The sequence below is a fragment of the Chitinophaga alhagiae genome, assembly GCF_003568665.1.
Lineage (GTDB): Bacteria > Bacteroidota > Bacteroidia > Chitinophagales > Chitinophagaceae > Chitinophaga > Chitinophaga alhagiae.
This window is the reverse complement of record NZ_QXMH01000002.1, coordinates 121,119-141,505: the sequence shown is the minus strand read 5'-3', so window position 1 is coordinate 141,505 and position 20,387 is coordinate 121,119. Positions and strand designations below refer to the sequence as shown.

17 protein-coding genes are annotated in these 20,387 nt (G+C 55.1%); 8 read left to right on the top strand and 9 right to left on the bottom strand.

What is annotated here, in order from left to right:
* Positions 1 to 7: 7 nt before the first annotated feature.
* From D3A97_RS11375 to tgt, 5 genes are all read right to left on the bottom strand, one after another.
* Positions 8 to 3,592: a DUF7948 domain-containing protein gene (locus D3A97_RS11375; RefSeq protein WP_119078633.1), complete on the bottom strand. Its 3,585-nt coding sequence runs from the start codon at positions 3,590 to 3,592 to the stop codon at positions 8 to 10.
* Positions 3,593 to 3,840: 248 nt separating this feature from the next.
* Entirely contained in the window at positions 3,841 to 5,952 is a 2,112-nt protein-coding gene (gene recG / locus D3A97_RS11370) for an ATP-dependent DNA helicase RecG (protein WP_119078632.1), read from the bottom strand.
* A gap of 101 nt (positions 5,953 to 6,053) precedes the next feature.
* Entirely contained in the window at positions 6,054 to 7,379 is a 1,326-nt protein-coding gene (locus tag D3A97_RS11365) for a citrate (Si)-synthase, eukaryotic (RefSeq protein WP_119078631.1), read from the bottom strand.
* Positions 7,380 to 7,502: 123 nt separating this feature from the next.
* Positions 7,503 to 8,582: an LptF/LptG family permease gene (locus D3A97_RS11360; RefSeq protein ID WP_119078630.1), complete on the bottom strand. Its 1,080-nt coding sequence runs from the start codon at positions 8,580 to 8,582 to the stop codon at positions 7,503 to 7,505.
* Between the two features lie 65 nt (positions 8,583 to 8,647).
* A complete protein-coding gene (gene tgt, locus D3A97_RS11355; RefSeq protein ID WP_119078629.1) occupies positions 8,648 to 9,775 on the bottom strand; it encodes a tRNA guanosine(34) transglycosylase Tgt in 1,128 nt (375 codons plus the stop codon).
* 116 nt (positions 9,776 to 9,891) lie between these two features.
* Here tgt and D3A97_RS11350 point away from each other — a divergent pair, with 116 nt between their 5' ends.
* The 8 genes from D3A97_RS11350 to D3A97_RS11315 all read left to right on the top strand — a co-directional run bounded on the left by D3A97_RS11350 (position 9,892) and on the right by D3A97_RS11315 (position 15,457).
* Positions 9,892 to 11,031, top strand: a complete 1,140-nt coding sequence (locus tag D3A97_RS11350; RefSeq protein ID WP_119078628.1) for a glycosyltransferase — start codon at positions 9,892 to 9,894, stop codon at positions 11,029 to 11,031.
* 2 nt (positions 11,032 to 11,033) lie between these two features.
* Positions 11,034 to 11,654 carry a 16S rRNA (guanine(527)-N(7))-methyltransferase RsmG gene (gene rsmG / locus D3A97_RS11345; protein ID WP_198673962.1) on the top strand — a complete coding sequence of 207 codons (621 nt, stop codon included), beginning with the start codon at positions 11,034 to 11,036 and terminating at the stop codon, positions 11,652 to 11,654.
* Positions 11,655 to 11,910: 256 nt separating this feature from the next.
* On the top strand, positions 11,911 to 12,471 hold the full coding sequence (locus tag D3A97_RS11340) for an RNA polymerase sigma factor (RefSeq protein WP_119079537.1): 561 nt from the start codon (positions 11,911 to 11,913) through the stop codon (positions 12,469 to 12,471).
* A gap of 12 nt (positions 12,472 to 12,483) precedes the next feature.
* The gene (locus D3A97_RS11335) at positions 12,484 to 12,891 is read left to right on the top strand and encodes a hypothetical protein (protein ID WP_157986488.1); all 408 of its coding nucleotides are present in this window, start codon (positions 12,484 to 12,486) and stop codon (positions 12,889 to 12,891) included.
* Positions 12,892 to 12,911: 20 nt separating this feature from the next.
* On the top strand, positions 12,912 to 13,148 hold the full coding sequence (locus D3A97_RS11330; protein WP_232825938.1) for a hypothetical protein: 237 nt from the start codon (positions 12,912 to 12,914) through the stop codon (positions 13,146 to 13,148).
* Between the two features lie 33 nt (positions 13,149 to 13,181).
* The gene (locus tag D3A97_RS11325; protein ID WP_157986487.1) at positions 13,182 to 13,742 is read left to right on the top strand and encodes a DinB family protein; all 561 of its coding nucleotides are present in this window, start codon (positions 13,182 to 13,184) and stop codon (positions 13,740 to 13,742) included.
* 163 nt (positions 13,743 to 13,905) lie between these two features.
* The gene (locus D3A97_RS11320; protein ID WP_119078624.1) at positions 13,906 to 14,427 is read left to right on the top strand and encodes a hypothetical protein; all 522 of its coding nucleotides are present in this window, start codon (positions 13,906 to 13,908) and stop codon (positions 14,425 to 14,427) included.
* Positions 14,428 to 14,446: 19 nt separating this feature from the next.
* Positions 14,447 to 15,457 (top strand): patatin-like phospholipase family protein, encoded by a 1,011-nt coding sequence (locus D3A97_RS11315; protein WP_119078623.1) that lies wholly within the window; start codon positions 14,447 to 14,449, stop codon positions 15,455 to 15,457.
* A 134-nt stretch (positions 15,458 to 15,591) separates the two neighbouring features.
* On the opposite strand, the gene D3A97_RS11310 is transcribed toward D3A97_RS11315, so the two are convergent.
* The 4 genes from D3A97_RS11310 to rsmI all read right to left on the bottom strand — a co-directional run bounded on the left by D3A97_RS11310 (position 15,592) and on the right by rsmI (position 20,387).
* Positions 15,592 to 17,469: a M1 family metallopeptidase gene (locus tag D3A97_RS11310; protein WP_119078622.1), complete on the bottom strand. Its 1,878-nt coding sequence runs from the start codon at positions 17,467 to 17,469 to the stop codon at positions 15,592 to 15,594.
* 163 nt (positions 17,470 to 17,632) lie between these two features.
* The gene (locus D3A97_RS11305; protein WP_119079535.1) at positions 17,633 to 18,307 is read right to left on the bottom strand and encodes a chitosanase; all 675 of its coding nucleotides are present in this window, start codon (positions 18,305 to 18,307) and stop codon (positions 17,633 to 17,635) included.
* A 17-nt stretch (positions 18,308 to 18,324) separates the two neighbouring features.
* Positions 18,325 to 19,482 (bottom strand): contractile injection system tape measure protein, encoded by a 1,158-nt coding sequence (locus D3A97_RS11300; protein WP_119078621.1) that lies wholly within the window; start codon positions 19,480 to 19,482, stop codon positions 18,325 to 18,327.
* A gap of 230 nt (positions 19,483 to 19,712) precedes the next feature.
* Positions 19,713 to 20,387 (bottom strand): 16S rRNA (cytidine(1402)-2'-O)-methyltransferase, encoded by a 675-nt coding sequence (gene rsmI / locus D3A97_RS11295; protein ID WP_232825937.1) that lies wholly within the window; start codon positions 20,385 to 20,387, stop codon positions 19,713 to 19,715.

The following is a 20,387-nucleotide window of genomic DNA, read 5'->3' as shown; positions in this document are numbered from 1 at the left end:
TCAAATGCTATCTTAACAATGTTACATTCCCCGTTTTCGACACCCGGTTACCATCAGAGAACTCGATATTGAGCACAAAGGCATACGCGTCCATGGGTTGAATGGCGCCGTTGAAACGCCCGTCCCATCCCAGCTTCTGGTCATTGGACTGGAACATGAGCTGCCCCCAGCGGTTGAAAACTTTCATATCGTACTTCACGATACCAAACCCTTTGACCTCCCATTTATCGTTAATGCCGTCCCCGTTCGGAGAGAAGGCGGTGGGCACGTCGTACAGCGGGTTCACAATGGCGCTTACCGTTTGGCAGGTAGTGTCCTGGCAGCCAAACGGCGTGGTGGCAATCAGGCATACCTCGTACGTTCCCGTTCTGAAATACTGGTACGTGGGGTTGGCTTCCGTAGAAGTGTTGCCATCCCCAAAGTCCCACCAGAAGGTAGACGCCCCGGTAGATTCATTGGTGAACGTGGTGGGCGTGTTCTCTACCGGCTTGTTGGGCTGGAAGGAGAAGGCGGCCACCGGCGGCGGCAGTATCACTATCTGCATGGTGGTATCGTGCCGGAGGTTGCAGGTAGTGGGGTCTTCCGCATGCAGGGTAACCGTATGGGTACCGGGCTGCGTAAAGGTGTGCACGGGGTAAATATCCGTGGAAGTAGACCCGTCGTCACCGAACGTCCACAGGAAGGTAACGCCCCCGCGGGACGTATTGTCTATATGTGCGGTGAAAGGCGCGCAGGCGCTGTCTGGCAGCGCAAAGGACGCCACTACGTTCTCGGCTACACGTATCTGCCGTGTTACCGTTTCCGGCGCATTGCAGTAATTGGTGTCTATCAGCGTGAGCGTTACGTTGAAAACGCCTTCATTCTGGAATTGGTGGTGCATGGTACTTGCATCTGTAGTATCCGGAGGCGTGCCGTCCCCGAAGTTCCATACAAAAGACTGTGTGGTGAAAGGCTTGCCCACCGGCGCCTGGGAGAGGTTGGTAAACTCGTACGCCAGGTCTTCACAGGGCGTGAGGCGCTGGTAGGAATAATCTACGGTAGCCCTGTCGTCCCGCACCCTGATGGGCACAATGGCCGTATCGTACAGGTTGCAGCTGGCGGGGTCGTATTTGATCAGGCGCACGTTATAGTCCCCGATGTTGGGGAAGGAATGGTCTACGGTAGGCTCGGTGGTGGTCACTTCGGCGGAGCCGTCCCCGAAGTTCCAGCGCCAGCTTTGCGCGGTCACGTTGGTGGTGTCTATAAAAGTAATATCCGCCGGGCGGCAGTAGTTGCGTTTTCTTTCCAGCGTGGTAAATGCCGCCCGCACCCCGTCCAGGTTAAAGGCTATTTTGAGCGAGCCCAGGTTGCAGCCGCGGGGAATACCGCTGTTGTAAGCCCCCGGCGTGGTGGGGAAACGCAGGCGCGGTTGCGTAGGGTTGGGACAAGCGGCGCAGATAGCCTGGTAAATTACCCCGTTCTGGTCAAAACGGCTGGTGCCGCCGTCTACGTGTTCCGCCAGGCCGTTGCCGCCGTAAAAGGTGCCGTACAGGATATCAAGCGCATCGCGCTTCATGACAAAAAAGTAAAAGTCGCTCCCGTCAGACGTGCCCTTACGGGCATCTGGCGTTACGCGCAGGCCATTGGTGCCGGAACTGGAGAACCCCTCGTTCAGCACGCCGCCCCAGCCGGACACGTAAACGTTCTGGCAGCGGTCTACCAGGAAGGCTACGGGTGAGATACTGGGCTGTGAGGCAGATTTGCCAAAAGTGGTGGAATAGATGAAACCGGTAAGGTCTGGCCGCAGCTTGGAGATGAACTGTTTGGAATTGTCGTTATAGAAAGTAGGGGTACCGGCGGGCTGCATAATGGGCCAGGTGCCTTCCGTGGTGCCCATTACGTATACATCGCCGTTCCTGTCCAGCTGGATGCCGTATACCTGGTCTGCCCGGGAATTGTCAGAGCCCAGGAAGGTGGATTGCAGAATGGTGGTGCCGTCTGTAGAAATGTGGGTTATATACCCGTCACAAGCGCCGCCCCGGTAGCCGGGGTATACCACGCCCCCGGTAGTACGGAAGTTGGCGCTGGCGGTACCGCCGGCCACGTATACGCTGTTGCCGCCGTTAACGGCCAGCACGTAGGCGGCATCGGCATCAGAGCCGCCCAGGAAGCTGGCCCAGATCAGGTTGTCTACATTGGGGCTGATCTTCATCACCACCGCATCCTGCCGGCCGCCGCCATAGGTGGCCTGGAACACGCCGGCGGTAGCGGGGAAGTTGGTAGACTGGGTGGAGCTGGCTACGTAAATATTGCCGGCGCCGTCTATCACCACCTCGCTGCGGGCATCGTCCCCATAATTGCGGAGCAACTGGTCTATGCCCCCTCCTTTCTGGCTCCTCATATTACAACCGTCGTTAGAAGTGCCGCCAATACGCATGGAGCCTATCAGCCCGGTGCCGGTGGCGTTCAGCTTGGTAACGGTAATATCGTAACCGCCGCCCGGGCCTTGCTGGCTGGTAACGGGGAAATTGCCGGAGTTTGTTCTGCCGGAGATCACCAGGTTGCCCTGCCCGTCTACAAAAAGGCTGTGCGGCTGTTCTTCTCCCGCTCCGCCAATGTAGGTGGAATAGATGATGCGGGTGCCGGAGGGGTTGAACTTGGTGATGGCCATATCATATTCCCCGCCGTTGAAAGACTGGTCGTACACGCCGGCGGAGGTAGGGTAACCGGCGTCAAAGGCAATGCCCCCGCCGTAAAAGTTGCCCTCGGCATCGTAAGTGGCGGTAAAGCCCCAGTTATCTGCCCGGGAACCGGAGAGCGTGGCAAAAACCACGGTGGGGTCTATGACCAGCGGGTACTGGCTGTCATACTTGCCGGATACCCTGAAAGACACGGTATTGCCGCTCAGCTGGTACCGTACGGTCACTTCTTTCCTTTCACTGTTGATATACTGGTAGGCAAAAGGCATCAGTTCTATCACATCGCCTACAGACGTTTGTATGCGCAGGTTGCCCTTTTCCAGCTTTACCCCGGTAGCGCCGTTATATTTGAACCGCACCTGGGAGGGGTCTCCCCCCGGGTGTACGATGAGGTCGTACTTCATTTGCCCGCTTTCCGAATACACCTGCATATCCACGTTGTTGTAGAGGCCGGTGTACAGCACGTTCGTATAGGCGCCGATGCCGGCCTTCCATTTGGAGGGGTCGTTGCCGATAAAATAAGAGATATTTTCCTGCGTGGGTTTGGAAGCGGTCACTACCGGGTTGGGCCGGGTGTTCAGAAACTCCAGGTCATAGGCATGGCCGCGCACTTTTTCCGGCTCCGGTCCTGTACCCGGCTGGCCGGGCCTGGGAGGGAGCGGCTTGTTAGGGTCAGGGTTGTACACCGTATCCGTTATGTGGGAGTGGCCATGGCGGAAAACCTCCATTCTCTGCATGTCTTCCTTGCTCAGCAGCAGGAAACGGAACCCGTTCTTTTTCAGGTAAATATTGGCGGTGCCCAATACGGCGCGGTACTGAAAGTCTCCCGCCCATTGCCCTTTATTTTCCACGTACTCCAGCGGAGAATAGTTGCCGGTAGCCTCCTGTGCGGCCACAGGCAAGCTGAAGAGCATTATTATCCATACTTGCAATGCACTTGATAGACTGACAGGGCGTGTAGATTTCAAAACGGTTCTGATTTTTAAAGATTGTCCCAGTAAACTAATATACTTCTATTTAACGGTTTCGCGTGTCAATTTGTTACGGGGGTGCGGATTGGTTGGCGACTGGCAGGAGGCGGTCCACGAAGGTATTGGGCAAGCAACAGGTTCAGGATCAACCACCCCTGCCAGTCATTCCAGCTTCATGAACGTAAAAGTGGTCAGGATATTTTGCTCCATGCGGATTTTGACCGTTGCGTGGCCAAATAATCGTGGAGGGGTTTATTTTCAGGCAGTTCCAGGTCGGGGTCTGCCTCCAGTATGATCTCGGCGCTGTCCCGGGCGGCCTGCAGCATGGCGCGGTCCTGTACAATATCCGCCAGCTTCAGGTCCAGCAGACCGCTCTGGCGGGTGCCTTCAATGTCTCCGGGGCCCCGCAGTTCCATATCCTTTTCGGAGATCACAAAGCCGTTATTGGTCTGCACCATCACCTTCACCCTTTCCTGCGAGTCTTTCCCGATCTTGTTGCCCGTCATCAGAACACAATAACTCTGCTCCGCCCCCCTGCCTACGCGGCCGCGGAGCTGGTGCAACTGGGAAAGCCCGAAGCGCTCCGTGCTTTCTATCACCATTACGGAGGCGTTGGGCACGTTCACCCCTACTTCTATGACCGTGGTGGCCACCATGATCTGCGTATCGCCGGTAACAAAACGCTGCATATTGGTTTCCCGCTGTTCTACCGGCTGGCGGCCATGCACCATGCTGATCCAGTACTTCGGCTCGGGGAAAAAGGCTTTCACCTCCTCGTAACCTTTGGTCAGGTTCTCATAGTCCATGTTGGCAGACTCTTCAATGAGCGGGTATACGATGTAGGCCTGGCGGCCTTTGCGGATCTCGTCCTTAATGAAGTCCATCACCTGCGGGCGCTGGTACTCTGTGCGGTGTACCGTGGTAATGGGTTTGCGGCCGGGGGGCATTTCGTCTATCACAGACACGTCAAGGTCCCCGTACACCGTCATGGCCAGCGTGCGCGGAATGGGCGTGGCCGTCATCACCAGAATGTGGGGCGGCGTGTTGTTCTTTTCCCATAGCCGGGCCCGTTGCGCCACCCCGAAGCGGTGCTGCTCGTCTACAATGGCCATGCCCAGGTGCTGGAACTGCACTTCTTTTTCCAGCAGGGCGTGTGTGCCTATCAGGATGTGGATGCTGCCATCAGCCGTGCCCGTTAGTACCGCTTTCCGCGCTTTGCCTTTTACATTGCCGGTGAGCAGGGCCACATTTACCGGCATATCCTTCAGCAGTTCCGAAATGCCCTTGAAGTGCTGCTGCGCCAGTATTTCCGTGGGCGCCATCAGGCAACCCTGGAAGCCATTGTCCAGCGCCATCAGCAGCGTGAGCAGGGCCACCATGGTTTTACCGCTGCCCACATCGCCCTGCAGCAGGCGGTTCATCTGGCGGCCGGTGGTGGTATCTTTCCGGATCTCTTTCAGCACTCTTTTCTGCGCGCCGGTCAAAGGGAAAGGCAGGTGATGGTTATAGAAGGTATTGAACACCTCTCCTACCGCGTTGAACACAAAACCGTGGCTGGCTTTGTGGCGGCGTATCTTCAGCCTGCAGATGCGTATCTGCGCCAAAAAAAGCTCTTCGAACTTGAGGCGGCGCTGGGCCTGTTTGGCTTCTTCTTCCGTAGCGGGCAAATGTATCTTGAAAAAGGCCTGCCCGCGCGGCATCAGGCGGAACTGCTGCAGCACCGGCGCGGGAATGTTCTCCCATATTTCCGCCAGGTTCAGCTGCTCCAGCAGGTTGCGGGTCAGTTTTCCTATGGCCTTGGCCGTTAGGCCGCGGGCTTTCAGTTTTTCCGTAGTGTAATAGACCGGTTCCAGGTGCTGCCGGCCGGTAGCCGTTTCTTCCGTGAGCAGGTCCATTTCAGGATGGGCCATCTGCAGAATGCCGTTGAACTGGGAAAGCCTGCCAAATACCAGGTAGCCGGTGTTTTCGCGGAGCGACTTCTGCATCCACTGCCAGCCCTGGAACCATACCAGGTCTATTTTCCCCGTTTCGTCCTGCAGGGTGGCCACCAGGCGTTTGCTGCGTTTCTCTCCCACCACCTCCATGTGTATAATGCGGCCGCGTATCTGCACATAATCTTCCATACCGCTGAGGTGGCGTATCTTGTCTACCCGTGTACGGTCTACATACCGGAAAGGGTAATACTCCAGCAGGTCCCGGAAAGAATGCAGGTCCAGCTCTTTCCGCAACAACTCTCCCCGCTGCGGGCCTACGCCTTTCAGGTATTCAATCGGGTTGGATAATATGGAGGAGACAAGGTTCAACTGCGCCGGAAAATTATTCAGTGTACGAAGTACGGGAATTTCATAAGAAAAGGCAAACAGCCGGAGCCATTTGCCTTTAATATGTTTGACGATGTAATGTTTTATTCCGCGATAGCGTCTACTTTGCCTTCCACGAACAGTTTCATCCATTCAGACGTAACTGATTTGGGGCGTTCCAGGGAGAGGCCGAGGGCACGGTCCCAGCAAAGGGAAGCCAGTACGCCCAGCGCGCGTGAAACGCCGAACAGCACGGTGTAAAATTCGTATTCCACAAAACCGTAGTGCAGCAGCAGAGCGCCGGAGTGCGCATCTACGTTCGGCCAGGGGTTTTTCACCTTGCCCAGGTCTTTCAGGATACCCGGCACGGTATCATAGACCATCCATACTATGCGTACCAGCTCATCTTCAGGCAGGTGTTTTTTAGCGAACTCCATCTGCGCGGTGAAGCGGGGGTCTGTTTTGCGCAATACGGCGTGGCCGTAGCCCGGTACCACTTTGCCTTCGGCAAGGGTCTTTTTCACATATGCCGCTATCTGCTCTTTGGTGGGCATGCCGCCGCCCAGCTCTTCGCGCATGCTCAGTATCCACTTGATCACTTCCTGGTTGGCCAGGCCGTGCAGCGGGCCCGCCAGGCCGTTCATGCCGGCGGCAAAAGACAGGTAGGCGTCGCTCAGCGCGGAACCTACCAGGTGGGTAGTGTGGGCGCTCACGTTACCGCCTTCATGGTCTGCGTGTATCACCATGTAGAGGCGCATCAGTTCTTTAAAACCGTCGTCACTATACCCCAGCATGTGGGCAAAGTTGGCCCCCCAGTCCAGCATGCCGTCTGGCTGAATATGCTGGCCGTTCTTGTATTTGCGGCGGTAGATGTAAGCGGCTACGCGGGGCAGGCGTGCAATGAGGTTCAGCGTATCCTCATACATATAGCTCCAGTAGTCCTTTTTATTGATGCCGTCCGCATATGCCTTGGCAAATACGGATTCGGTCTGCAATGCCATTACGGCCACGGTGAACATGGTCATGGGGTGAGTAGAGATTGGCAGCGCCTCAATAGCGTCAAACACGTGGTTAGGCACGTGGGAGCGGCGGCCCAGCACACTGCTCAGGTTCTGCACGTCTGCTTCCGTTGGCAGCTCGCCGATCAGCATCAGGTAAAACAGCCCTTCCGGCAGCGGTTCTACGCCGCCCGGCGCTTTGGGCAGATGTTCCCGCAACTCGGGTATGGAATAGCCCCTGAAACGGATACCTTCATTTGCATCCAGCAGGGAGGTTTCTGTAACCAGCCCCGTGATGCCGCGCATGCCCTGGTATACCTGGGCAATAGTAACGTCATCTACTTTCTTTGTGCCATGATTCTTGAGCAGGTCTTTTACTTCCGCACTCAGCTCATCTGCCTTAGCCTTGAATTTCTCTTTTATATAACTCATTTTCCCGCAATGATTTAGAAAAATTAACGAATTCGATCAATGAACAAAAGTAACGATTAATCGCAAAAAGACTAAGCGAATACGCAGATTTAATGTATTATTTCCACATATTACGGCAAACCCTTATTTGGGTGCGCGGAGGTAGAGGTAAAACGCCAGGCCGGCAAATACGAAGTTGGGTATCCAGGCTGCCAGCAAGGGGTTAAGGCTGGCTTTGGTGGCAAAAACCGTGGAGAACTGCATGAACAGGATATAGCTGGCGCTGATCACGATACCGATGGCAAGATGCAGGCCGCTACCGCCTCTTACCTTCTTGCTGGAAATGATGGCGCCGATCAGCACCAGTATCACCACGGCCACGGCCGCGGAGGTACGGCGGTATTTCTCCACGTAATATACGTTCAGGCCTTCCGCGCCCCGCAGCTCTTCTCTTTCCAGGAACGCTGTGAGGTCTGCGGTGGTCATGGTCTCCTGCTTGTTTTTTTCTTCTACCAGCTCTGCCGGGTTCAGGGGTATTTTAATGGCCGTGTCCTGGTGGGTGGTCAGCGTTTCCTTCAGCCCGTTCACCGTACGCTCGCTGGCAAACTCCAGTTTCCATTGGCGGCCCGTGGAGTCCCAGCTGACCCTTTCCGCGCGCATGTTATAGATCACCTGCTGGCCTCTGATGCGCTTCATGGTAAAGTCTGACCCGTTCTTGAAGTTGGGATCGTAATACCCGAAGGTGATATAGGTGATGCTGTCTACCCGCAGGGTTTTATTTCTCAGCGCCAGCGCCTCTTTGGGGGCGCTTACATATTTATTCTCGAAAGAAGTGCGGATGCGGTTGGCGTTGGGCACCACCCAGCGGTTGGCGGCCCAGAGAATACTGGCAAAGAGGAAGGCGCCCACCCAGTAAGGACGCAGAAAACGGCGAAAACTCACGCCGGAGCTGAGAATGGCAACAATTTCCGTTCTGTACGCCATTTTGGAGGTAAAAAAGATAACGGAAATGAAGATGAAGAGGGGAAAAAGCAGGGCCGCAATATGGGGGATGAAGCCAATGTAATAGTTCATGAACACAAACCCGAGAGAGAGGTCGTGGTTCATGAAGTCGTCCACTTTTTCCGTGATGTCTATCACAACAGAGATCACCAGTAATATCATCAGGGAATAAATGAAGGTACCGATGAACTTGCGTAATATATACCAGTCTATTTTCTTCATATAATTTGGCGGCAGGGCTTTAAAGTTCCAAAGCTAGCAATACATATGCAAATTAAACAATGTTATTACAGGCGGGTTTGCAGCCTTGGCAGCATCTCTTTTTTCCACGCGCCGAAGGTACCCTGCAAAATCTGTACCCTTGCCGCCCTGACCAGTTCCAGGTAAAAACAGAGGTTATGGATGCTGGCCAGCGTCATGCCCAGTATTTCCCCGGCCACAAACAGGTGGCGGAGGTAGGCCCGACTGTATTGCTGGCTGGCGGTGCAGGGCGTTTCCGGGTCTACCGGCGAAAAGTCTGTTGCCCATTTTTTGTTCCGGATGTTCACCACGCCCTGCCAGGTAAAGAGCATGCCGTTGCGCCCGTTGCGGGTAGGCATTACACAGTCAAACATATCTATGCCCAGCTCAATATTGTTGAGGATGTTCCAGGGGGTGCCTACGCCCATGAGGTAGCGGGGCTTTTCTTTGGGCAGGATGTCCGTTACCAGGCCGCACATGTCATACATCTCCGCTTCCGGCTCCCCTACGCTGAGGCCGCCAATGGCGTTGCCGGCGCAGTTGCGGGAGGCAATGGCCTCGGCAGACGCCTTGCGCAGGTCTTTATAGGTGCTGCCCTGTACAATGGGGAACAACGTTTGTTCATGCCCGTATTCCGGGGCGGTCTCCCCCAACCGCTGAATGCAGCGGTCCAGCCAGCGGTGCGTCAGCTCCATGCTCCGTTTGGCATAGCGGTACTCGCTGGGGTAAGGCGGGCACTCGTCAAAGGCCATAATAATGTCCGCCCCGATGCCGCGCTGGATGTCCATCACGTTTTCAGGGGTGAACAGGTGGCGGCTGCCGTCTATGTGGCTCTGGAACACTACGCCTTCTTCCTTGATCTTGCGGTTGGCGGCCAGGGAAAACACCTGGTACCCCCCGCTGTCTGTCAGAACAGGGCGCTCCCAGCCGTTAAATTGATGCAGCCCGCCCGCCTGGCGCATTACTTCCATGCCGGGGCGCAGGTACAGGTGGTAGGTGTTGCCCAGGATGATCTGCGCGTTCACCTCCTGCCGGAGCTGCTCCTGGGTAACGGCCTTCACAGAGCCTACCGTGCCCACCGGCATAAAAATGGGCGTTTCTATGCTGCCATGGTCTGTTGTAATCAGGCCGGCCCTGGCGCCGGAGCCGTCTGTGGTAATTAGATCGAATTGCAAAACCGCTGTGTTTTTTTCAGGACGCAAAGGTATTGAATATTGCCCATCCCCCCGTTCGATCATTATTTTTTCCACATGCTTACATAGATAAATAAAAACATATATTTTTGCCCCCTATGTCGGACAATCTGGGGATTATCGTCTTTTACTGTTTTGCCGCCGCGGCCGGCGTGCAGGCACTGTATTACCTGATCTTTTTTTCGAGGGTGGCCTTTTACAAACGGCGGTTTGATGAGGACTTTCCCCCGCAGGAAGAGCTTTCTGTAGTGATCTGCGCCAAGAACGAAGAAAGGAGCCTGCCCAAAAACCTGCCTACCGTGCTGCAGCAGCGGTACCATATACACCAGCAGCCTGTTTACGAGGTAATAGTGGTGAATGACAATTCGGAAGATGATTCCAAATATTACCTGGCTTCCATAGAGAACGGCTATCCGCATTACCGCCATATAGAGATCAAACAGTCCGCCCAGTTCATTCCGGGAAAAAAATACCCGCTCTCCATCGGTATCAAGGGAGCGAAGTATGACACGCTGGTGCTGACGGATGCGGACTGCAAGCCCGCCAGTACCTACTGGCTGTCTATGATGGCGCAGGGCTTTAAAGAGGGCAAGGAAATAGTGCTGGGCTACGGCCCCTACTACAAAAAGCCGGGCTTTCTCAACAAGGTGGTGCGGTACGAGACCTGGTTCAGTGCGCTGCAATACCTCAGCTATGCGCTCTCGGGCATTCCCTACATGGGCGTAGGCCGCAACCTGGCCTATAAAAAAGAGCTGTTTTTTCGCCATAAAGGGTTTACGGCACACCAGCACCTGGCTTCCGGGGATGACGACCTGTTCATCAACCGCGCGGCCAACGGGCGCAACACGGCCGTGATCATCAACAAACACGCCTTTGCCTACTCGGAGCCTAAAACGAAGTGGAAATACTGGTTCAAGCAGAAAACCAGGCACATGTCTACCGGCAAACACTACCGCTTTGGCCATAAAGTGCTGCTGGGCCTGTTTTCCCTTTCCCACTTCCTTTTTTACCCGGCCCTTGTAATGGCCCTGTTCTACCCTCCCATGCTGTACATCACCCTGTACATCCTGGGCGGCAAAATACTGGTGCAATCCATCATCACTTACCTGGCCCTCAGGAAGCTGGACGAGCAAGACCTCTTCTGGTACAGCTGGCTGATGGACATGCTCATGTTCCTTTATTATGTTATCTTCACGCCCGCTTTGTTCTTCAAAAAAGGAAGAAGCAAGTGGAAATAGCCATGGAGATCGTTTTAAAATATTTTGCTGATTTCACCCCCCGCCAGCTGGACCAGTTCCGTTCGCTGGCGCCGCTTTACCGGGAATGGAACGATAAGATCAACGTGATATCCCGGAAAGATATTGACGCATTGTATGAAAAACACGTGCTGCATTCCCTGGCCATTGCCGCGGTGGCAGACCTCACTCCCGGCCTGCAGGTGCTGGACCTGGGCACGGGCGGCGGTTTTCCCGGTATTCCCCTGGCTATCTTTTTCCCTGAAGCGCATTTTCACCTGGTAGATTCCATCGGCAAAAAAATAAAGGTGGTGGAGGCCGTGGCCGAAGGGCTGAACCTCTCCAACGTTACCACGGCGCACGCCCGCGTGGAAGACATCAAAAACCGGAAGTTCGACCTGGTGGTATCCCGCGCGGTGGCACCCCTGAAAGACCTCTGGGGCTGGAGCAAACCCCTCCTCAAAAAGAACCCGCCGGCAGACCGGCCTTCCGGGCTGATCTGCCTGAAAGGGGGCGACCTGGCGCAGGAAATTTCCGAAAGCGCCTGCAGGCCCCAACTGGTGAATATTCACAAATTGTTCCCCGAAGCGTTTTTCCTCGAAAAGTACGTGGTGGCGGTGAAGTGAACAAAGGAACAACGGACCTTCCCTAGTGGCCCATTGGCACAGCCCCCCGTTCCGGCAAGCGATATTGCTCCCGGCGGCACATAAACATCCGGCGCCCTGTAACAAAACCCTGCCTGTTTCGTTAAATTACTGGTTATCAATTCACAATATCCATACAGAGCCCGGCTGTAAAAAAAAGATCACCTTTACAAAATATGCCCCGGCCTTGTTCGTCTACCTATGTAAGATGAACGAGTGGCTTTCCATAAAAAAACCCATGGCAGCGGAACAAAACGAGCGCATACAACGCACCGTAGAAAAAGAACGCACACGGCTACTGAACTTTATCCGTAAACGGGTAGACAATGTGGCGGACGCGGAAGACATTCTGCAGGACGTGTTCGTTCAGTTCACCCAATACCTCCGCCTGGGCTCGGACATCGATTCCCTCACGGGCTGGCTGTTTGCCGTAGCGCGCAACCGTATTACAGACTGGTTCAGAAAAAAGAAGGAAGACAGGTTTTCAGACACCGCCCTGGCTTCCGCCGAAGGGGACGGGCCACTTTATTTATCAGATATACTGCCGGATACCGCTGCGCAAACCGATGAGCCGATGGTGAGGAAGATCTTGCTGGAGGCCATTATGGAAGCAGTGGAGGAACTGCCGGAAGAACAGCGGTTCGTTTTTTTGCAGCACGAGGTGGAAGGCCGCTCCTTCAAGGAACTGTCTGCCACCACCGGCGTGCCGGTCAATACGCTGCTTTCCCGCAAGCGGTACGCCGTACTGGCGCTGCGCGAAAGCCTGGCAGGTATCTACAAAGATTTACTGAACGATTAAAGAAGTATGATCATGAAAAAAGTAGGCAAAATATTAGGCTTTATAGTGCTGGGCGTGGCCTGTGTGGCGCTCTTCGGCTTTGCCGTGATGTACCTGTGGAACTGGCTGGTGCCCACGCTGTTTGCAGGCCCCGTTATCACTTTCTGGCAAGCGCTTGGCCTGCTGCTGCTCAGCAAGCTGCTGCTGGGCTTCCCCCACAAGCATCACGAAGGCGGCTGGGCCTCCAAACGCCGGAAATGGAAAGAAAAAATGAAAGCCAAGCTCGAACATATGAGCCCCGAAGAAAGGGAAAGAATGAAAGAACAGCTCAACCGGTGCATGGGCCCCCGCTGGGGAAGCTGGATGGCGTCGGAAAAAGACCAGGACAGTAACAGCCGTACGCAACCCTTTACGGGCAAACCGGAAGAAACCCAGGAATAACCACTTTTTAACCTGACTTTATGCAACCCTCCTCAAACACCATTGCCATGATCGGTATCTTCAGGACCAACATAGGCACTTACCATGAGCGTACCTTCATTGTTGACGCAATTTGTAATAATTTTGATGTGGCGTCCTGCCATGTTGATATTGAAGATTGCGACAAAGTACTACGGATCGTAGACCTGAAAGTAGACGAGCGCTCCATTATCAGTTTTGTACAAGAGCAGGGCTTCCTCTGCGAAGTGCTAGAATGATGAATGACCGTTAACGAGGATAACCATCACCATATGAACAAGCAAGCCCTCATCACTTTACTGGACAACAGCTTTTCAGCGTTCTCCACTTTTACAGGCACCTTATCTGATCACCGGTTTGTGGTTTCTCCCGAGGGGAAATGGTCTGCCGGCCAGCAAATGGACCACCTGATACGCAGCGCCAGGCCTGTTAATACCGCGCTGGGCCTGCCCAAGCTGCTGCTGCGTTTCTTTGGCCGCCCCATGGCTAGGTCCCGCAGCTACGAGCAGATACGGGACACTTACCGCAGCGTGCTTACGCAGGGCGGCGTAGCCACCCGGCCTTACATTCCGCCGGTAACGGAAGCGGCACAACGGGCGCCGCTGGTGCAGCAGTTTGCGCAGCAAAAAGACAGGATGGTCACCTTGCTTGACAAGTGGACGGAAGAGGACCTGGACCGGTACCAGGTGCCCCACCCCCTGCTGGGCAAGCTCACCATGCGGGAAGTGCTGTATTTTACGGCCTATCACAACCATCACCACCTGGATACCCTGCAGCAGCGGGAGCAGCATGGCGAAACGTGGGCCAGCCAGCTGGAACGGGCCATATTTTAGCATTCTATATACTCAGCATACTGTTGTATAGCGGGCGCCTCCGGTGGCCGCTATTTTTTTGCCATTAAATTCGTACCTTTCTGTACTACTTAACCCCAAGGGCAGCCTGCGCCAACCCCAAAACAACGATCTGGCCACTCACTGCCCCCTAACAATTTGTTTTATGAAACGTACACAACAATTCATTTGCGTTGTGCTGTTGCTGTATGCACCTGTCTGCGCCCTTGCCCAGAGCGAGTTTGCGAAGGGCTGGATATTTCCGCTGGAACTTGGGCAGGGCGCCGCAACAGCCTTCAATTCCTCGCCTGACCTTTACCTGGCCACGCTGGCCTTTTCCCCGCAGGTAACGGTAGTGCCGGGCAGGCTGCGGGCGGGCCTTACGGCCGGCGGGGCATTCACTGCCAAACGCATTTACGGCATTGGCGGCGGCAGGGTTTCCCTGCTGGTGTGGGGCGGGCCTAAAGTGCTGGAAAGCTCCGTATTCAACCTGCAGCTGGTTGGCGAGTACCTGCTGGGCACCAAAGACCAGCGGCTGGCCGGCGGCGGCATGGCCGCGGAAATAGGCACCATGGCCACGGTTGCGGTAAAAGTGCATCGGGACTATGCGCTGAACAGCTGGTGGCTCCAGGGGAGCCTTGGCATTCACCTGTTCCGGAAAAAAGTGGCGCCGCCGCCTTCTTTATAAATCTTTAAAACGCATCACCATGCCCACAACAGCCCTGGTCATCAGCGGCGGCGGCTCCAAAGGGGCCTTTGCCGTAGGCGTCCTCAAGTACATGGCCGCCACGCCCAAAATAAAATTCGATACGCTTTGCGGCACCAGCACCGGCTCCCTCATTGTGCCGCTGGCCGCCCTTGGAGAGATCAACCTGCTGGAGAAACTGTACACCACGCACAAAACCAGCGATATCATTACCACAGGCAACGTGGTAAACCGCTTTGCGGGAAAAGACACCTATTCTCTTTTTGACGCGCAGCCCCTCAGCATACTCGTCAAAAACACTTACACGGATGCCATGTACGAGGCGCTGCTGCGCAGCAAAAAAGCCATCTACCTCACCACCGTTTGCCTGCAAACGGGGCGCATTGTTTATTTCACCAACAGTGACCAGCCCATGACCTCGCCAGACTATGACGTGATACAGGTGCAGAACAGCAGCACCTTCCGCCGGGCCATGTTCGCGTCTTCCTGCCAGCCGGTGTTCATGCCGCCTTACCAGGTAATAGAGTCCGAACCCTGGCAGTACGTAGACGGCGGCGTGCGGGAATACGCGCCTGTAGACCTCGCCATTGATACCGGCGCCACGGAAGTGTATGCCATCCTGCTTTCTCCCGAAACCCCGGAAGCAGATAACCGCGTGTTCAAAAGCCCCTTTGAGATCTTGCAGCAAACCATGGACTGGTTCACGATGGACGTAGCCGTGAACGACCTCAAAATGCCGAAGTTCATCAACCGCAGCCTGAACTACCTCAAAGCCGTAAAAGCAAAAATGAAAGAGGCCGGGCTCAAGCCCAAAGACATTGAATCTTTTTTTGACATTCCCCTCAGCAACCCGTTCATGGGCAAAAAAGACCTGAAGCTGCACATCATCAGGCCAGAAAAGCCGCTCAACGGCGGCCCCGGCGGCCTGGTGTTCGACCCTGTTGAAATGAAAAAAATGGTGGCCTACGGGGAGGAAACAGCGCGGAAATATTTTGAGGCGCTGGAGGGTTAAATAAGGGACTGATCAAAAAAGTAAAATGAAGTGTTTTAGAATTGCTTGAACGATGGCAGGTCTCCGTCAGGTACCCGAATAAATTGGGGCTGACCATTACTTTCTGGTCAGCCCCGCATATCGTTTTCCCGGTGTTACCGCGAAACGGCCTTGTTATTGGAGCGGTCTACATCCGCCAGCCGCATGCTCGGGTCTATTTCAATACTTTTCAGCTGGCCAATGGGCACATCCAGCGTAAAGGTGTAGGTGGGGTGCGTCCACCGCCAGCCGTCATGCACAACGTATTTCTGGTCCGCGTTCTCGTTAGGCTTGCTGCCAAACATCAGCGTGAGCGGGATGTTGTGCATTTCCCGGCGACCGTCTGCCAGCTCCACCGCCAGGTCTATGGGCATGGGGAACTGCCCCACCCGCCGCAGGCGCACCACGGTCTTTCCGCCAGCGTCATAAATACTGTCCAGCGCATAATCTATGTGTTTGGTGGAATTGAGCATGTATTGCAGGTACCAGTCCAGTTGCAGGCCGCTTTCTTTCTCCATGGAACGGATAAAATCTTTCGGGTTGGGATGTTTAAAGCGCCAGTCACGGTAATACCGCAGCAGCCCTGCATCGCGGTTGGCGGCGCCTATTACGTAACCCAGCTGCTCCAGGAACACGGCGCCCTTGGAATAGGCGTTGATGCTGTAGCCGTAGTTGGTATTAAAGTGATCTGAATGGGTGCTCATGGGTTCTTCAAAACCGCTTCTGACAAGGGCAAAGTAGGAACGGTAATTACCGGCCTGATGCCATCTCCCTTTCAGTGAATCTACGGTATTGCCAATGGTATTGTCTTCCGCAAAAGTGGTGAACCCCTCGTCCATCCAGGGGTACAGGCTTTCATTGGTACCCAGCATGCCCTGGTACCAGCTGTGCATCCATTCGTGAATGGCCACGCCGTAGAGGCCGTCCATTTTGCCGTTGCCCATAATGAGCGTGGCCATGGGGTACTCCATTCCGCCGTCCCCGCCCTGAATGAAAGAATACTGCTTGTACGGGTAAGGGCCGTAGTGCTGCTTGATATAGGCGTATGCCGCGGGTATCATTTCCGCCAGTTGCGGCCAGGTATGTTTGGTGGTATCATTTTCACGGTAGAAGAAATGCGCGGTAAAATCATCTACCTGTTTGGTGATGTGTTTGTACTCCGGATCTGCGGCCCATACAAAATCATGCACGTTGGGCGCTACAAAGTGCCAGGTAAGCGTTTTGCCCGCGGGGCGGGTCACCTTTGCACCTTTTGCCTCGTACCCGTGCCCTACCTGGTTGGGATTTTGCAGGTAACCGGTACCGGCCACCACGTATTGTTTGTCAAGCGTGATCTTTACGTCAAAATCTCCCCAAACCCCATAAAACTCGCGGGCAATATAGGGCGTGGGGTGCCAGCCTTCATAATCGTACTCGCACATTTTGGGGTACCACTGCGCCATGGAAAAGTCAATGCCTTCCTTGTTATGCCGGCCGCTGCGGCGGATCTGCACGGGCACCTGCGCTTCAAACTCCATGTCAAATACGGCTTTGCTTCTGGGAAGGATGGGCTGGTCCAACTCCACTACCAGTATGGTCTCTTCCGTGCGGTACGCCTGCTGGCGGCCATCTCTCTTCAGGGAAAGTATTTTCTGGTACCCGATCTCGTTGGGCTGCAGTTTGGAAATGCGGTCGGTTACGCGCGCATCCCAGTCGTGCCGGTTATGCCCTTTGGCATCTTTTCCCACTATGATCTTCCCCAGCTCCTGGCTGCGCACGTCCATCATGCTGCCGGGCTGGAACGCGTTCCAGTACAGGTGATAGAACACGCGGAACAGGGTGTCTGGCGAGTTGTTGGTGTATTGTAACTGTTGTTTGCCGGTGAGGCGGTTGGTCTGTGCGTTCAGCTGAACGTCCATCTTGTATTGCACATGTTGTTGCCAGCGGTCTGTCTGGCCCAGGGCTGTGGTTGTTGTCAGCGCCAGTACCATCACCGGAAAGAAAAGTTTCCTCATACTCAGATTGTTGGTATAAGGCGTGAAAATAATGAAATTAACCGGGGAGGCGGGGGTATTTGGGATATACGGTCAGGAGAAGGCCTGCCGGCGTTCCAGAACACTTGTGCTTGCTACATCGGCCGGCAGGCGGGTTTTTCCTCTGCATTCCAGGCGCTGGCCCTTATGCAATGGTGATGCCCTGCGTGGTCACCGGGGCCGAAAGGTCCCAGTTGTCTTTTTCCGCCTGGGCTAAAAATGTTTTTGTCCGGTATACGGTAGGGTGCAGGACCTTTTTGGAATGTGTGGCCAGCCATTGCTGCCGGGCCTTTGTATAAGCCAATACCCAGCTTTTTTCATCTCCGCCGTGCAGGGGCGTGCGCTCCGGGAAACGGACACGTAAAAAGCCCGGAACGGTGCCGGAGTGGATGAAACTGTCATAGATCACCAGCAGGCTTAAAGGCAGCTGGAAACCTTCCGCGTTGAAGAAATAGAACGCGGGGTCGAAATACAGGCGCTCAAAGGTCTCGTCTTGCGCCTGGCGCATAATAGGGTCTTGACGGGCGCTGTCTTTTAGCAGTTTGATGAACTGTTTGTCATTCACCAGCGACTGCCGGCCTACCCTGTTCATATACGGCTGAAACGCGGCCGCAAAGCTCCCGCCCATGCTGATATAGCGTTCCAGCAGGTTGCGCAGGTTGCCCTGCTCGGTGGTCTGGCTGCGGCCATAGGTGATCTGGCGGCTGCCGCCCCGTCCGTCCGGGTAAATCACCAGCGCATCGTATTCCCCTTCCGCACTGCCGGTCTCAAACACGTTCACGATGCTGACGATCTTTTTCTTGATTTCATTGGTAATCATGAGTAAACATTTGGGATTTATGTTGTCCATTGCACGGTGACCAGGTGTTGCATCCAGGGTAATTGCAGCGGCTGCGGCGTTGCGTCCGGCAGCGCCGGGCCGGAAAGCTGTTCTTCCGCGCCCGTTTGCGGCAATACCGTCAGCACCCATTCCCCGCCCGCAAACCGGAGCTTACCGTTGCGCCGGAGCAACAGGTTGCGGAAGCCTTGGCGGCCCAGGCCGTATGCGGCGGCCAACGCATCCACCCCTGCCACGGCCGCCTGTTTTTCCTGCTCCGTTAGCCAAACGTTTTTTTCCACGGGCTCATTCAGCGGTATGCCGCAAAGCAGCTTGTGCAGCGCCATGTTGTATTCCGGCGCCTGCTCCTCTCCGTCTGCCATGAACGCCAGCAGGTGTACGGCCCTGCTATGCAGTTCCGGCAGAATGCCGGCGCCGCCCGGCCGCAGCCATTGCATGTCCGTCAATAAACGCGCCAGCTGTGCATGCAGCATGACAAGCCCTGCCTGTTTTACCAGCAGCGGCTCATCCAACCCAAGGTCAGGCGCGGCGGGGTTGCCCGCACTTTCACCGGCCACAGGCATGGCCTGCGCATCCAGGTTGTCAGGGAACGCGATGTTATCCAGTATCTTGCTGCCGGAGATGCTGATAGCCGTTTTCATCCACCCGGTCCACTTTTCCCTGATCTTTTCTTTCAGGCACAACGGCTTTTCACCCGCCATCATGGTGCTGAACAAGGCATCCCAATAGAGGCAGCGCAGGCTGTGTTGCGCCACGGGCAACGGGCTAAAACGCTGCCGCAGGCTGCTTTCCGCGGCGGCGGCCGCGTTCCCTGCTGTTTCTCCCAACACGGCGTGCAGCACGGCCTGCTGCAGGGAGGAAGAGCATTGCAGCACCCACCGGGGAATACATAGCCTGTTGCCGGCCCGGGCCTGCAGCCATTTGGCGCGGCATAAAGGCGGCTGCCGCTGAACGGCGGCAATGATGTTCTCTTCCAGGGAGTCGGGCGTTTCCTGCTGCATCCACCATGGAATGAGGCCGTATTGCATGAAAAAGAACCAGGCATACTGGTAGATCTCGCTCACAGAGCAAAGCCCCCATTGCGGTTCAGGCTCCGCTTCAGGATACAGGCCGCCTGGCTGCTCCTGTTCTGACAATACACTGTTCCTGACTTCCATAAGTACTTGTTTTTGATAACCTTTTACGGGACGTTCAAATAGTATACCGGTACCTGTACAAGTTTACATGCCTCATGCTGAATGATGCCTGGTTATTGGGGTTGCACCTATGCGGGTGCCCTATGTTTTTTCCGGTATCCTGGGGTTGAAGTATGTCAACTTTTGTTTGCTATTCCGGGGCTGTTGTCTACTGTAATATTAACCATAATTCACCACATGGCAAAAAAGTGTCAGGCGGTCTTTCCTTCCACAATGATCACAATTTCACCTTTTACGCCTTTCTCCGCAAAATGGTCACGCACCTCCTGCAGGGAGCCGCGCCTGTTTTCCTCGAACATCTTGGTCAGCTCGCGGGAAACGCAGCACTGGCGGGCGGCGCCGAAATATTCCATAAAGTCTTCCAATGTTTTGACAAGGCGGTGGGGAGATTCGTAAAACACCATGGTACGGTCTTCTTCGGCCAGCCGGGTTAACAGGGTGTGGCGGCCTTTTTTGGGGGGAAGAAAACCTTCAAACGCAAAGCGGTTCATGGGAATGCCGCTGTTTACAAGGGCCGGTACAAAGGCGGTGGCGCCGGGCAAACATTCTACCGGTATGCCGGCGCGGATGCACTCCCGCACCAGCAGGAAACCCGGGTCTGATACGCCCGGGGTGCCGGCGTCTGTAAGCAGGGCCATCTGTTTGCCGGCCTGCAGTTGCTGTACCAGGTGCTGCAACACCTTATGCTCGTTGTGCTGATGATAAGGTGTTACAGGCCTGGTAATGCCATAGTGCCGCAGCAGGATGCCCGAGGTACGGGTATCTTCCGCCAGCACCAGCTCCACCGTTTCCAACGTTTTTACGGCCCTGTAGGTCATATCCGCCAGGTTACCGATGGGCGAAGGAATGATGAAGAGTTTGGACAA